10 protein-coding genes are annotated in these 15,335 nt (G+C 39.6%); 1 reads left to right on the forward strand and 9 read right to left on the reverse strand.

The window, feature by feature from the left end; all coding sequences use genetic code 11:
• The 4 genes from ACS604_RS12580 to ACS604_RS12595 all read right to left on the reverse strand — a co-directional run.
• Positions 1-1,815 (reverse strand): BapA/Bap/LapF family prefix-like domain-containing protein (locus tag ACS604_RS12580; RefSeq protein WP_474771900.1); only part of this gene is annotated, 1,815 nt, incomplete at its 3' end.
• Between the two features lie 455 nt (positions 1,816-2,270).
• Positions 2,271-3,773, reverse strand: a complete 1,503-nt coding sequence (locus ACS604_RS12585; protein WP_004789435.1) for a cation:proton antiporter — start codon at positions 3,771-3,773, stop codon at positions 2,271-2,273.
• A gap of 239 nt (positions 3,774-4,012) precedes the next feature.
• Positions 4,013-4,912 carry a KPN_02809 family neutral zinc metallopeptidase gene (gene ypfJ, locus ACS604_RS12590; RefSeq protein ID WP_004789433.1) on the reverse strand — a complete coding sequence of 300 codons (900 nt, stop codon included), beginning with the start codon at positions 4,910-4,912 and terminating at the stop codon, positions 4,013-4,015.
• Between the two features lie 26 nt (positions 4,913-4,938).
• Positions 4,939-5,868, reverse strand: a complete 930-nt coding sequence (locus ACS604_RS12595) for a DUF808 domain-containing protein (RefSeq protein ID WP_004789432.1) — start codon at positions 5,866-5,868, stop codon at positions 4,939-4,941.
• A 207-nt stretch (positions 5,869-6,075) separates the two neighbouring features.
• Here ACS604_RS12595 and trpS point away from each other — a divergent pair, with 207 nt between their 5' ends.
• Positions 6,076-7,089, forward strand: a complete 1,014-nt coding sequence (gene trpS / locus ACS604_RS12600; RefSeq protein ID WP_004789430.1) for a tryptophan--tRNA ligase — start codon at positions 6,076-6,078, stop codon at positions 7,087-7,089.
• Between the two features lie 407 nt (positions 7,090-7,496).
• Here the strand turns inward: trpS and sucD are convergent, their stop codons facing one another.
• The 5 genes from sucD to ACS604_RS12625 form a co-directional block, all read right to left on the reverse strand.
• Positions 7,497-8,387 (reverse strand): succinate--CoA ligase subunit alpha, encoded by an 891-nt coding sequence (gene sucD, locus ACS604_RS12605; RefSeq protein WP_003655479.1) that lies wholly within the window; start codon positions 8,385-8,387, stop codon positions 7,497-7,499.
• 14 nt (positions 8,388-8,401) lie between these two features.
• Positions 8,402-9,568, reverse strand: coding sequence for an ADP-forming succinate--CoA ligase subunit beta (gene sucC / locus ACS604_RS12610; protein ID WP_003655470.1), 1,167 nt, complete (start codon positions 9,566-9,568; stop codon positions 8,402-8,404).
• A gap of 147 nt (positions 9,569-9,715) precedes the next feature.
• On the reverse strand, positions 9,716-11,149 hold the full coding sequence (gene lpdA, locus ACS604_RS12615) for a dihydrolipoyl dehydrogenase (protein ID WP_004789427.1): 1,434 nt from the start codon (positions 11,147-11,149) through the stop codon (positions 9,716-9,718).
• A 61-nt stretch (positions 11,150-11,210) separates the two neighbouring features.
• Complete coding sequence (gene odhB, locus ACS604_RS12620) at positions 11,211-12,401, reverse strand: 2-oxoglutarate dehydrogenase complex dihydrolipoyllysine-residue succinyltransferase (RefSeq protein WP_004789424.1); 1,191 nt, start codon at positions 12,399-12,401, stop codon at positions 11,211-11,213.
• The gene (locus ACS604_RS12625; RefSeq protein WP_004789422.1) at positions 12,401-15,241 is read right to left on the reverse strand and encodes a 2-oxoglutarate dehydrogenase E1 component; all 2,841 of its coding nucleotides are present in this window, start codon (positions 15,239-15,241) and stop codon (positions 12,401-12,403) included. The genes odhB and ACS604_RS12625 overlap by 1 nt, the downstream gene beginning before the upstream one ends.
• Positions 15,242-15,335 lie beyond the last annotated feature (94 nt).

Consider the following 15,335-nt stretch of genomic DNA (forward strand, 5'->3'; position numbering starts at 1 on the left):
CTCTGAGGCATTAATCACGTTGTCAGATGTTACCGAATCAATCGCAAAATTTACTGATCCTGTATTTGGTGCTGCAGTATCAACTGTGACTACACCTGTATCTGTACCTTTGTTACCTGCTGCATCTGTTGCAGTCACGGTAATGGTGTGTGGACCGTCTGTTAGCACTGGCAGTGTATTGTCTGCAAGCGTCCAGGTGCCGTCACCATTGTTGGTCGCTGGATAGTCCACACCATCCACAGTCACCACCACAGTCGCAGTCGGATCGTTCACTGTACCCGTCAACGCTGGTGTGCTGTCATTGGTCAACACATCATCAAGAGCGACTGTCGGTGCTGATGTATCAAGCGTATAAGTTTGTGTATCGTTAACTGTGCTGCTATTACCTGCTGCATCAGTGAAAGTTACTTTAGCATCAATGGTTTTATCTGCATCAGCAACCAAACCACTACCCGGTACACTTACACTCCAAGTGCCTGCAACTTTATCAACTGTTGCAGTATAGGTTTGACCATTAATAACAACAGTAACGACTGTATTCGTCGCATCTGCCGGAACATTTTTCAAGACACCTGTAATGGTGACATTGCCCGATGCCTCTGAGGCATTAATTACGTTATCAGCAGTTACTGAATCGACTGCAAAGTTGACACCATCTGTATTTGGACCAACTGCATCCACAATAGCAGTCCCTGGTCCGGAAGTATTGCCAGCAGGATCTGTTGCTACTGCTGTTACCGTGTCTCCATCTTTAAGACCTGGATTATCTACTGACCATGTACCATCTGGTCCCGCAACCACAGTTGTACTCGTTCCATCAGGATAAGTCACCGTTACTGTTGAACCAGGTTCTGCTGTACCCGTAATCGGGTCTGTCCCGTTAACCGGATCAATTACTGGTGCATTTGGCGCTGTGGTATCTACTGTATAAGTTTGCGTATCTTTAACAGTGCTGCTATTACCTGCTGCATCTGTAAACGTTACAGTAGCATCAATAGTTTGATCTGGATCTGCTTTTAAACCACTACCCGGTACACTTACACTCCACGTACCCGCATCCTTATCTACTATCGCATTATAAGTCACACCATTGATTACAACGGTCACAACAGTATTTGCTGCATCTGCTGGAATGTTTTTCAAAATACCAGTAATCGTGACATTACCTGCTGCTTCTGAGGCATTAAGTACATTATCAGATGTAACTGAATTAACAGAGAAAGTTACGCCATCTGTATTTGGTGGAGTAGTATCGGTAGGTGTTGAAGAGTCATTATTACTATCATGGTTCGATGCCGCTGCGATAATACCACCCGCAACTAATGGGATAGCCCACAACCACGGGTTTATGCCGCCATCGTGATAAAGCAATGGTTCAATTGAAGAAATAGGTTGATAAATGACATCAGACACCAACTCTTGTGGTGCCTCTGCTGGTAAAGCAGCTGGTAAATCTTCAGCTACGAGTGCTTGTGGCTCAACATCACTGTCGGCATCAGCATCCGCATCAGCATCAGCGTCTGCATCATTTTCAGCATCTTTGAATTTTGCCCAAATTAACTGTCCATTTTCGTCTTGAAAAACAAGGCTGTTATCTTTAGGCTCAGCTGTTCCACTAAAAAAGCCTTCAATAACAATTGTCTCGCCATTTTTCAGGCGAATGACTGCATTGGTTCCCTCCCTATTTACTACCAATACATCACTGGCAGCCACTTTTACCAATACAACCGATGCTTCTGTAAGCGATGCGGAAGTTCCCTTGATGGTTGACAAGGTGTCGTGACTATCCTTGGCAATAATTTGTATTTCAGGCATATCTGTATTCCTTTTATATTATTGATTTAAATGATTTTTGTATAATTCTTTTTACTTAATGTTTTCAAGTTTTTGACCTACAACTTAAAAACATTAAGTAATGTGATCATTTTTACATTAACCACTTTAAAATAAAAAAAACAAATACTAAAGTACCTAAAGAAAAAATTTTAATTAATAGAAATTATATATAAGTCTTCTTTGAGTTTATCTTGTGTTAATTTAATGGAAAATTTCTTTAAATGTTTTATATATAAAACAAATTTCTTTTTTTATATTTACCATTTGTTGAAAAGTCATTTAATTAAAGTATCCATATAACAATTATTAATATCTTAATAAAATAAAATATATTATTAATGATATATATAGAAAAAAAAGGCTTTAGGTAATATTTCACTATTACACTAAAACCTAATTTGTAAATCTTTTATAAAATTTAAAACCGCAAATATTTAGAAATTATCTGGACTCTCAAATCGTTTTACTTCTTGTAACTTATTTGGGTCATGCATTGTTGCAATTCCATCTTCAGTTTTTTGGTCAACCAGAATATCCGGATTAAAAACGGTAATTGTTTCTCTACCCAGTGCATCCTCTCCAACAATATATTGAAAGCCTCTTCGATTCATCTTATGACACAATCGTTGATAGAGACCTTTTAAACCTTCGGTTTCTTCATTCGGATTGTAATAGAAAGCATTCATCACAGCTGGTAGGCCTAGACCACATACGATGCCTGATAACAACACACTAATAAAAGTATAGCCAATCAGGATACTGCTATAAGGACTTAATGCAGGAATATTGGCAACCGCCAAAATCAATGCAAGTGAAATCCCTCCTCGTACCCCACCCCAAGATAAAATGGTTAAACTACCATTATAACTTTTCATTTTCCGCATATTCGGGAAAAAGGCAAAAGCCATGAAGTTGGCTGCAAAACGAGAGATATGTAGGATAAAGAACGCAACAATACCGCCTAAAATTAGGCTAAAGTTTAAATCAAGAATAAATAACTCTAGACCAATCAAAGTAAATAGGAATGAGTTGATGATCCCTTCTACAGTATGCCAAAAATGATTAACCTCTTGAATCTCTCGCTCTTCTCGTATTTCTTTCCATTTGTTTCCAACAATTAAACCACCTATTACACAGGCAATCGGTGCTGATGCATGGGCAAACAAAGCCACTAAATATGCTCCACTCGCAAGCAAAGCTGTTGTCAAAATCAGGGACTCCATTTCGTGTTTACCACGTAATAGACGCAACACCCCTACCCCAAATGCCCAACCAATCCCGACCGCAACAACAATTTCATAGAGTAGAGCTTCTAGTGTCGCCATCAACGAGAAATGTTCACCCTGTAAAACATTGAGCAAAGTCATAAACAATGCAATACACATTGCATCATTAAAGAGTGACTCGCCTTCTAGCTTAACAATCAAATGATGCGGTGCACGAATCGAACTAAGTACACCTTTAATACCAATAGGATCTGTTGCCCCTAAAGCTGCACCTAAAAGTAAAAGCACCAGAATTGGCACATGATATCCAACCAGTAGTTGGAACCCGTAGAGCAATCCACCAAATAAAACGGCGCAAATGACTAATGCAATGGTGGCCAAGATACTAATTTGCTTCCAGTAACTTTTTAAATCAGAAATTTTAAATTTAAGTGCTGAAGAAGTTAAAATAAAACAGATGACACCATTAATTAAAAAATCATAAAAATCGATATGGCGCACGGCTTCTTCAATATTATGAATATTAATAGTAATAAACTGGTTACCGTTTAGCAGGCTTGCGCCCCATTGCAAAATAAAGACAAAAATTGCTGAGACCAGCGGCACACCAATAGCCTGAGGAAAGCCTAAAATGCGCTTATTGAAGATCGTGGTTGCGATTGATAGCGCAAAAACCACTGTGAATGCTTGTAGTAGAAAAAAATTACCCATTAATACCCTTCTTCTGGGTCAACGACCAAATAAGTGAAACTTCGTTAGATCGACCAAACTTAATAAAAAACTGGCATAAAGAATGCCATAATCATAAAAAACAGAAATTAGGACACAAGTTTAACGAATTGATTGAACAATCTATCACTCTGTTAAATTTCTTAACATTATTTATAGTTATGATCTAAAAAACGGATGAGCTTCTTAAATATGTTTAACAAGACTCATCCTAGAAAAAATTAAACTGGATTATTAAAAGTATCGCATTGGTTAATATCGCCAGTTTTTAAACCAACCTGAAACCAGTGCATTCGCTGTTCACTACTACCATGGGTAAAGCTATCTGGAACCACCTGACCAGTAGAGCGTTTCTGTAAATAATCATCTCCAATTTTTTGAGCAGCATCCATCGCTTCTTCAATATCACCTTGCTCTAAAAATTGAGTACGTTGCTGATTATGACTCGCCCAAATACCCGCTAAACAATCCGCTTGCAATTCTTGGCGAACAGATAATTGATTACCTTCTCTTTGGCTTGCTTGTGCACGGGCTTGTTGTACTTGTGAAGAAATACCAAGCAAGGTTTGAACATGGTGCCCTACCTCATGTGCAACCACATAAGCTTGAGCAAAATCACCTGCCTGATCTTGTCTTGAAAGTTCAGTTTGGTTTTGCTCACCAGAAATTCCCATTTGCTGACGCATATCTTTAAAGAATTCTGTATCGATATAAACCTTCTGATCTGCTGGACAATAAAATGGTCCCATTGCAGATTGAGCAGTACCACATCCAGATTGAATCATTCCACTAAATAGCACCAATCTTGGTGGCGTATATGTTTTACCTAACTGTTTAAATATAGGAGTCCACGTATCCTCTGTATCAGCCAAAACAGTTCCAACAAAATCAGAGGCTTCTTTTTGCTCGGGTGTTAAATTTTCTGGCGCAGTTGCATTTGACTGCTGTGATGCAGTGACTTGCTGAGTTGCCTGATAAGCTTGTTGTGGATCAACCCCAAAAAACTTCCACGCAACAAATGCAACAACCAAACCAATAATACTGATACCACCTGCTCTAACACCGCCACCACCTCGACGGTCTTCCACATTGGTACTAATTCGACGACCTTTCCAGCGCATAATTTCCCTCTTATTTTAGAATGGCATCATGAACCCGATGCTTTTTTGGGCCACATTTTTTGTATTAAGCTCACAATTAATAGAACAATTGCACCTGCAACCAGTCCTATTCCAAAATTAATCAGTGTCGGTGTTAAAGCACCAATAATATTGCCTACCGCTGGTATTGTTTCTATATGGTCCACTGTGTTTTCAGTTAAGTGATGAAGTAACGGAATCGTATGATTAATAATCCCACCACCCACTAAGAACATTGCAATGGTGCCTACGATTGAAAGTAGTTTCATTAAAATAGGTGCAAAAGCTAATAAACCTCGACCTATAGTCTGCTTAAATGAGGCAGTTTGCTTCGTTAAATATAATCCCAAATCATCAATCTTAACAATCATGCCAACTAAGCCATAAACGCCAATTGTCATCACAACAGCAATAATACTGAGTACGCTTACCTTAGTCATTAAACTAGCTGTAGCCACGGTGCCTAAAGAAATAACAACAATTTCAGCAGATAAAATAAAATCTGTTCGAACGGCTCCTTTTACTTTTTCTTTTTCAAAATTTGCTAAATCTAATTCTTCACTATCAAATTCTGCTTTTGCTTCTTCTGATGTAGTGGGCTTTTTATGCATAATGGTATGAAGAACTTTCTCTACCCCTTCATAACACAAAAATAAACCTCCCAACATTAATAGTGGATTAATCAGCCAAGGAGCAATCACACTAATCAACAAAGCCAAAGGAACTAAAATAAGTTTATTAACAAATGAACCTTTAGCCACTTTCCAAACTATAGGTATTTCGCGATCTGCACGCACACCTGTAACTTGTTGCGCATTTAAAGCTAAATCATCGCCTAAAACACCAGCAGTTTTCTTTGCTGCCATTTTGCTCATTAAAGCAACATCATCTAAAATTGTTGCAATATCATCTAGTAATAAAAGTAAGCCACTTGCCATTTCTTATCCAAGTTTGTATTTATTAGGCTATTGTAAGATGATTTTTTTCAATTTCTGTAATTTTACTGAATAAATTCACAATATTATTTTAAGAAAAGTTTAACCAATCGCTGACGAATTTTTTTTATTTCCCGTACAATAATGCCAATCTTTTATATTGCAGGGCTTACTACCCCTGATTAAGCCAATAAGACAGTGGAATAAATAATGAGTAATGTTGATCAGCGTCCAATTATTTTGACAGGCGACCGCCCAACCGGACAACTTCATCTTGGGCATTTTGTCGGTTCTTTGCGTTCTCGTGTAGGTTTACAGGATAGCCATCATCAACATCTCTTGTTAGCAGATGCACAAGCCCTAACAGACAATGCAGATAACCCAGATAAAGTCCGTCGCAATATTTTGGAAGTTGCTCTAGATTATTTAGCTGTAGGCATTGATCCAACAAAAACCACGATTTGCGTTCAATCATGTTTACCAGCACTGAATGAGCTTACTATGCTTTATCTTAACTTCGTGACGGTTGCACGTTTAGAGCGTAACCCGACTATTAAGTCCGAGATTCAAATGCGTGGTTTTGAGCGTGACATTCCGGCTGGTTTCCTCTGCTACCCTGTTGCACAAGCGGCTGACATTACTGCTTTTAAAGCGACTGTGGTTCCAGTGGGTGAAGATCAAATTCCAATGATTGAACAAACCAATGAAATTGTACGTCGAGTAAACCGTCAGATTGGCCAAGACCTTTTACCTGAATGTAAAGCTTTGCTTTCAAATATGGCACGCTTACCTGGTTTTGATGGCAAGGCAAAAATGTCTAAATCATTAGGTAATACCATTGTTTTAAATGCTTCTGATAAAGACATTAAAAAAGCTGTAAATGCAATGTATACCGACCCAAATCATCTTCGCATTGAAGATCCAGGCCAGGTTGAAGGAAATATTGTATTTACTTACTTAGATGCATTTGACCCAAATAAAGAAGAAGTTGAAGAGTTAAAAGCACATTATCGTCGCGGTGGTTTAGGTGATGGAACTGTTAAAAAACGCCTTGAAGGTGTTTTAAAAGAATTGATTAGCCCTATCCGTGAACGTCGTGAAGAACTTGCCAAAGATCCTGACTACATTATGGATGTTTTACGTCAAGGTACAGATAAGTGTCGTCTTATTACTCAACAGACCTTAGACGAAGTTAAAGATGGTTTAGGATTATTTAAATTCTAATTCCTTTAAAAATTAAAAGCCCTTCGGGGCTTTTTTTATGCTTATTTTATTCATAGCATAATTTTTTAGAATTACTAATGTATTGACAACTATTCACATGCTTTTACCCTATTAACGTGAAGTAACACTTATTAACGCTAATAGCGATGAAGAATTTCTTAACTATCTCTATTATTCATCATGTAGGTTACATTATATGAACCTCACGACATTTCTCCTTAAACCGAAACTGTTTTTACAGATTCGTTGTTCTACGCAATGATCACCCCAATCATTGCGTATTTTTTTGCTTAAATATTTTGTTTCTTTAGAAATTTTATTTTGGATTACTTATTTTTTATTTAATAGATAAAAAAACACCGCATCATTTTCAGATGCGGTGTTTTTTAAGATTCAGAATAAAGCGATTAAGCTAAACCTTTCTCTTTTAAAACTTGCAACATTGTTGAACCAAGCTCAGCTGGGCTACGAGTGTAAGCCATTCCCGCGCGTTCAAATGCAGCGAATTTCTCTTCAGCAGTACCTTGACCACCAGAAATGATCGCACCAGCGTGACCCATACGCTTACCTTTAGGTGCAGTTACACCAGCAATGTAACCTACTACAGGCTTAGTCACGTTAGATTTGATGAATTCAGCAGCTTCTTCTTCCGCTGTACCACCGATCTCACCGATCATGATGATGGCATCAGTATCTGGATCGTCTTGGAACAATTGAAGAGCTTCGATTTGGTTCATACCTGGGATTGGGTCACCACCAATACCGATACAAGTAGACTGACCTAAACCAAGCTTAGTTGTTTGAGCAACAGCTTCATAAGTCAATGTACCTGAACGTGAGATGATACCAATACGACCTGGTTGGTGAATGTGACCTGGCATAATACCAATCTTACATTCGCCTGGAGTGATCACGCCTGGGCAGTTAGGACCAACTAAACGAGTACCGTTACCGTTAGTTTCTAAGTAGCGTTTTGCTTTAAGCATGTCGATTGTTGGAACACCTTCAGTGATCACAACGATTAGGCCAACACCTGAATCAACCGCTTCAACGATAGAATCTAAAACAAATGGAGCTGGTACATAAATTACAGATGCGTCTGCATTTGTTTCACGTACAGCTTCTTTCATTGTGTTGAATACTGGTAAATCAAGGTGAGTAGTACCACCTTTACCTGGAGTAACACCACCAACAACTTTTGTACCGTAGTCTAAAGCTTGTGCAGAGTGGAAAGTACCGTTTTTACCAGTAAAACCTTGTACCAATACTTTAGTGTCTTTATTAATTAATACGCTCATGATTGATACTCCCCTTACGCTTTAACTGCAGCTACAACTTTTTCTGCGGCATCAGACAAGCCGTTCGCAGAAATTAATTTCAAACCAGATTCATCAAGTAATTTAGCACCTAACTCCGCGTTGTTACCTTCTAAACGAACAACAACTGGAACAGTTACATTTACTTCTTGAACCGCTGCAATAATCGCTTCAGCAATCATGTCACAACGTACGATACCACCGAAGATGTTAATTAAAACACCTTGTACAGATGTATCAGCAAGGATGATTTTGAACGCTTCGATTACGCGCTCTTTAGTTGCACCGCCACCAACGTCAAGGAAGTTTGCAGGCTGACCACCATAAAGTTTAATGATGTCCATAGTTGCCATTGCAAGACCAGCACCGTTAACCATACAACCGATGTTACCTTCTAAAGCAACATAGTTAAGGTCGAATTCAGATGCTTTTAATTCACGCTCATTCTCTTGAGATTTATCACGTAAAGCAGCAACTTTAGGTAAACGGTAAAGCGCGTTAGAGTCGATACCAACTTTTGCATCTACACATAAAATATCGCCATTTTCACGAACTGAAAGTGGGTTAATTTCGAATAATGCAAAGTCATTTTCTACAAATGCTTGGTAAGCAGCAGCCATAATTTTAACAAATTGGCTGATTTGCTTGTCTTTCAAACCTAAAGCAAACGCAACTTCACGCGCTTGGAATGGTTGTAAGCCAACTAATGGATCAACTTCAACTTTGATAATTTTTTCTGGAGTTTCTTCTGCAACTTTCTCGATTTCTACACCACCTTCTGTAGAAGCCATGAAAGTAATACGACGGCTAGAACGGTCTACAACCGCGCCCAAGTAAAGCTCACGCTCAACTGGGTATACGTCTTCAGCAACAATAATGCTGTTTACTGGTTGACCATTTGCATCAGTTTGATACGTTACAAGACGAGTACCAATAATGTTATTTGCAAACTCGATAACATCTTCTTTAGATTTTGCAACTTTAACGCCACCAGCCTTACCACGACCACCAGCATGAACTTGCGCTTTCATTACAGCGAATTTACCACCAAGCTGTTCGAATGCAGCAACTGCTTCGTCTGCATTGGTTGCCAAGATACCTTCTTGTACCGGCATACCATATTCTTTCAATAACGCTTTAGCTTGATACTCATGTAAGTTCATTTAGTTACCTACTTAACTTTGTTTGTTGTCTTCAATTTGCACAACATTCTCATGTTGTATATGCAAATTGCTGTCTACCTCTATCACCTTGATGTTTTTTTAATCACACCATCAAATGTGAAAAAGAGCGGAGAACCGCTCTTTATTTTATTTACGCTTACGTTGAATCGCGTGAATTGCACGACCATCTACAGCAAGTGCAGCTTCATGAACAACTTCAGAGAATGTTGGATGACCAAATGTCATTAACTGAAGATCTTCAACAGAAGATACAAATTCAAGAGCGATCATACCTTGGTGTACGATATCAGATGCAGCAGGTCCAATGACATGCATACCTAATAAACGGTCAGTTTTTGCATCAGCAACAAACTTAACGAAACCAGCACCTTCACCCGCCGCTAAAGCACGACCATTTACAGCAAAACCGAATTGACCAGTTTTAACTTCATGACCTTTTTCTTTAGCTTGTTCTTCAGTTAAACCAACCCATGCCGCTTCCGGATGTGTATAGATAACAGAAATGATTGTGTCGTAGTTCACTTGAGCTGCATGACCATGGATACGTTCAACAGCCATTACACCTTCTTCCATTGCTTTATGAGCAAGCATTGGACCACGAACTAAGTCACCAATCGCATATACACCTTCTACAGAAGTTGCACAGTAATCGTTTACTTCAACTAGACCACGTTCAGTCAATTTAATGCCTGAATCATCAGCCAATAAACCTTCTGCATAAGCTTTACGGCCTACACAAACGATTAATTTGTCAAAAGTCTGAGTTTTTTCTTCGCCACCTTGAGTGTATTTAACAGTCACTTCACGACCATTAACTTCAGTACCAGCAACTTTAGCGCCAATACGAATATCAAGACCTTGCTTAGTTAAAAGCTTTTGGTACTCTTTTGCCAAAGCTTTATCAGCCATTGGTAAAAATGCATCCATCGCTTCAAATACAACAACTTCAGCACCAAGACGACGCCAAACAGAACCAAGTTCTAACCCGATTACACCAGCACCAATAACACCTAAACGTTTAGGTACTTCTGGGAAGTTTAATGCGCCAGTTGAATCAACAATAATATCTTGATCTACAGGAGCTACTGGAATATTTACAGGTACAGAACCAGACGCAAGAATTACGTATTTAGGTTCTAAAACTTGAGTCTCACCTTCGTGTGAAACAAACTCAACTTTTTTACCAGCAAGTAATTTACCAGTACCTTTTAACCACTCAATACCATTGCCTTTAAGCAATTGATCGATACCACCAGTTAATTGGTCAACAATTTTGTCTTTACGAGCAAGAAGCTTAGCAAGATCAAAATTCACTTCACCTGTAGTAATACCGTGATCAGCTAAATGATGCACTGTATCTTCATAACGATGTGAAGAGTCAAGTAATGCTTTAGAAGGGATACAACCTACGTTTAAGCATGTACCACCTAAAGATGGCTTACCGTTGTGAATACGTTTTTCGATACAAGCGACTTTAAAACCTAGTTGAGCAGCACGAATTGCAGCTTCATAACCACCAGGACCACCGCCAATAACAACAAGATCAAATTGTTGAGACATTGTTTATCTCCATGGTCCGAGATAGAGGATCGCTCTATCTCGGTAATATTATTCGAAGAAATTAAAGATCAAGGATGAGTTTAGCTGGCTCTTCTAACAATTCTTTGATTGCTACCAAGAAACCTACTGCTTCTTTACCATCGATCATACGGTGGTCATAAGAAAGCGCTAAATACATCATTGGCAAGATTTCAACTTGACCATTTACAGCCATAGGACGCTCTTGGATTTTGTGCATACCCAAGATACCAGTTTGCGGCTGATTCAAAATTGGAGTTGAAAGTAATGAACCGAAAGTACCACCGTTAGTAATAGTGAAAGTACCACCAGTCATTTCTTCGATAGATAATTTACCGTCACGTGCTTTAGCAGCATACGCACCAATACCTGCTTCAACTTCTGCATAGCTCATACGATCAGTATCACGTAATACTGGAACAACAAGACCACGATCAGAAGAAACTGCGACACCGATGTCATAGTAACCGTGATAAACAATATCGTCGCCATCAATTGACGCATTTACCGCAGGATAGCGTTTAAGTGCTTCAGTTACAGCTTTAACAAAGAATGACATGAAGCCTAAACGAGCACCATGGCGTTTTTCAAACGCATCTTTATATTGCTTACGCAATTCCATGATTGGTTTCATGTTAACTTCGTTAAATGTAGTTAACATTGCAGTTTCTTGAGTTGCAGAAAGAAGACGCTCAGCTACACGCTTACGTAAACGAGTCATTGGAACGCGTTTTTCGATGCGCTCACCAACAGCTACGCTTAACGGAGTAACGTTAGCAGCTGGTTTAGCTTGATGGTTTGCTACATCTTCTTTAGTGATACGACCACCGCGACCAGTACCTTGTACGTCAGCAGCTGCAATACCAGTTTCAGACAAAGCTTTACGAACTGCAGGAGCTTGACCAGATACAGCTTCAGTGCGCTCAACAACAGGAGCTGCACCAGCTTGAGTTTGAGCAACTTCTTGCTCTACTGCAGGAGCAGCAGCTGCACCAGCACCAGCTTCAAACTGAGCAATCACTTCATCAGAAAGAACTGTATCGCCTTCACCTTTAATGATTGCAACTAAGCTACCATCTGCAGGAGCAACCACTTCTAAAACAACTTTGTCGGTTTCAATATCACAGATCACTTCATCACGTGATACAGGTTCACCCACCTTTTTGTGCCAAGTTGCGATGGTTCCATCTGCAACAGACTCTGGGAATACCGGTGCTTTAATTTCGGTTGCCATTATTGAGAATCTCCTGATTGTTCAGCTTCGATTGCCAATGCATCATTAATTAGCTGAGCTTGTTGTTTTGCATGCAAGTACGGTGAGCCACAAGCTGGTGCAGCAGAAGCTTCACGACCTGCAAAACTGATACGGATTTGTTTGCCAGATTTTAAGATATCGTCGTATAAACGCGGTGCGATAAATAACCAAGCGCCTTGGTTCTTCGGCTCTTCTTGTGCCCAAACAAGTTCTTTCACGTTTGGATATGCAGCTAAGATTTCCGCAAGACGTTGTTCTGGATATGGATATAACTGCTCAATACGTACAATTGCGACGTTAGTTAAGTTTTGTTCACGACGTTTTTCAAGTAAGTCGTAATAAACTTTACCACCACAAAGTACAAGGCGAGTTACATCTGACTTATTAATTTGATCGATTTCGTCAATTACAGTTTGGAATGAACCATTTGCAAGCTCTTCTAAAGTAGAGGTCGCAAGTTTATGACGAAGTAAAGATTTCGGTGACATTACGATCAATGGCTTACGAATTGGGCGTACAGCTTGACGACGTAATGCATGGAAAATCTGTGCAGGTGTCGTTGGAGTGATCACTTGCATGTTATCTTCAGCACATAACTGTAAGAAACGTTCTAAACGAGCTGATGAATGCTCTGGACCTTGACCTTCGAAACCGTGTGGTAACAACATTGTTAAACCACAAACTCGTTCCCACTTAGTCTCACCAGAAGCAATAAACTGGTCAATTACAACCTGAGCACAGTTTACGAAGTCACCAAATTGTGCTTCCCAAATAATTAAGCTCTTAGGAATTGTAGTTGCATAACCATACTCAAATGCAAGAACAGCTTCTTCAGATAATAAAGAATCATAAATTGCAAAACGAGGCTGGTTTTCTTTAACGTGACAAAGCGGAATATACGTTGAGCCATCTACCTGATTATGCAATTTTGCATGACGGTGCGAGAATGTACCACGCCCAACGTCTTCACCAGTAATACGAACAAGGTAATCTTCATCGATCAAGGTTGCGTAAGCTAAAGTTTCAGCAGCACCCCAGTTCAATGCAGTTTCACCAGTTTGCATTTTCACACGATCTTCAATTACTTTTTGCACTTGACGCTGCATAACAAATCCTTCCGGAAGTTTGCTCATGCCCTCGCCTAATTCTTTTAAGCGATTTAAGTCAAATGAAGTATCCCAATCGTCTGTATAGTCATGGCCCAAATAAGGTGTCCAATCAACAAACATTTTTGTATTTGGTTCAAGCACCAAAGCGTTTGCCACATGGTTTCCGGCTTCTAAATCAGCACGGTAATCTTCAACCATTTGGTCTGCTTCAGCACGATCAATTACTTTGTTTTGAACAAGTTGGTCTGCATAGAGTGTACGAGTTGTTGCTTTTTTAGCAATCACTTGATACATCAATGGCTGTGTACCAGATGGCTCATCTGCTTCATTATGACCACGACGACGGTAACAGAACAAGTCAAGTACTACGTCTTTACGGAATTCGTGACGGAAATCATGTGCTAATTGAGTAGCAAAGATTACTGCTTCAGGATCATCGCCATTCACATGGAAAATTGGCGTCTGAATCATTTTTGCAACGTCAGTACAATATTCAGTAGAACGCGCATCACGTGGATCAGAAGTTGTAAAACCAACTTGGTTATTCACGATAATGTGTACAGTACCACCAACCGTATAGCCACGAGTTTGTGACATCTGGAAAGTTTCCATGTTCACACCTTGACCTGCAAATGCAGCATCACCATGAACAATGACTGGTAATACATCATCACCGCCGATGTCTCTACGACGCACTTGACGTGCACGCACAGAACCTTCAACTACAGGACCAACGATTTCCAAGTGAGATGGGTTAAATGCTAATGCCAAGTGAACTTCGCCACCAGGAGTCATTACATTACTTGAGAAACCTTGATGGTATTTAACGTCGCCAGAACCTTTCTTATGAATAGCTTTACCTTCAAACTCGCCAAACAAGTCTGCAGGGTTTTTACCCATAATATTAACAAGAAGGTTTAAACGGCCACGGTGTGGCATACCAATAACAACTTCTTTACAACCAACAGCACCAGCACGTTGAATGATTTCATTCACCATAGGAATAAAAGATTCACCACCTTCTACACCAAAGCGCTTAGCACCAACGTATTTATTGCCTAGGTATTTTTCAAGTCCTTCTGCAGCGGTTAAACGCTCCAGGAACCCTTTCTTTTGATCATTTGTAAAATTAAGCTGACCACGAACACTTTCAAGACGCTGTTGAATCCAACGCTTTTCTTTTGTGTCCACGATATGCATATATTCAACACCGATTGAACCACAATAGATTGCTTCCATTGCTTCAATCATTTCAGCAAGCGTAGCTTCGCTTTTGCCAATCTCAAGATTGCCAGTGTTAAATACTGTGTCTAGATCTGATTTGGTTAAACCGTGAGCTGAAAGCTCTAAATCTGGAATCTCTTCACGCTTAGCAAGACCTAATGGATCTAACTTAGCTTTTTGATGTCCGCGATTACGATAAGCAGCAATAAGTTGTAAAACGCCGATTTGACGACGCTCATGCTCAGTACTTACCGTACTTTGTACAACAGGTTGAACACGATTAGCATTGCGTCCTAGTAATAGGAATTGCTCACGCACAGCACCGTGTGGTTGGTCACCCTTTGGGTATTTATCGAAATATTGGCGCCAGTCCTCAGCTACAGAGGTTGGGGAAGACAGGTACTGCTCGTAAAGTTCTTCAATATACGCTGCACTATCAGCGGAAAGTTCAGTGTCAAGACGCAATGCGTCAGCAACTTCTTGCATTTGTGGACCCATTTCCTATTGCAAAAAATATTACAGGCTGCCTTTTAAGCACACCCATGATGCATAATGCCAAATTGGTAAAAAAGGCATTACT

It is taken from the genome of Acinetobacter sp. Li1LvA2 (assembly GCF_056156705.1).

What these genes read in the sequence shown, in the direction of transcription:
- ACS604_RS12585 (WP_004789435.1), bottom strand. Translation starts at nt 3,773, where the DNA reads ATGGGTAATTTTTTTCTACTACAAGCATTCACAGTGGTTTTTGCGCTA.
- ypfJ (WP_004789433.1), bottom strand. Translation starts at nt 4,912, where the DNA reads ATGCGCTGGAAAGGTCGTCGAATTAGTACCAATGTGGAAGACCGTCGA.
- ACS604_RS12595 (WP_004789432.1), bottom strand. Translation starts at nt 5,868, where the DNA reads ATGGCAAGTGGCTTACTTTTATTACTAGATGATATTGCAACAATTTTA.
- trpS (WP_004789430.1), top strand. Translation starts at nt 6,076, where the DNA reads ATGAGTAATGTTGATCAGCGTCCAATTATTTTGACAGGCGACCGCCCA.
- sucD (WP_003655479.1), bottom strand. Translation starts at nt 8,387, where the DNA reads ATGAGCGTATTAATTAATAAAGACACTAAAGTATTGGTACAAGGTTTT.
- sucC (WP_003655470.1), bottom strand. Translation starts at nt 9,568, where the DNA reads ATGAACTTACATGAGTATCAAGCTAAAGCGTTATTGAAAGAATATGGT.
- lpdA (WP_004789427.1), bottom strand. Translation starts at nt 11,149, where the DNA reads ATGTCTCAACAATTTGATCTTGTTGTTATTGGCGGTGGTCCTGGTGGT.
- odhB (WP_004789424.1), bottom strand. Translation starts at nt 12,401, where the DNA reads ATGGCAACCGAAATTAAAGCACCGGTATTCCCAGAGTCTGTTGCAGAT.
- ACS604_RS12625 (WP_004789422.1), bottom strand. Translation starts at nt 15,241, where the DNA reads ATGCAAGAAGTTGCTGACGCATTGCGTCTTGACACTGAACTTTCCGCT.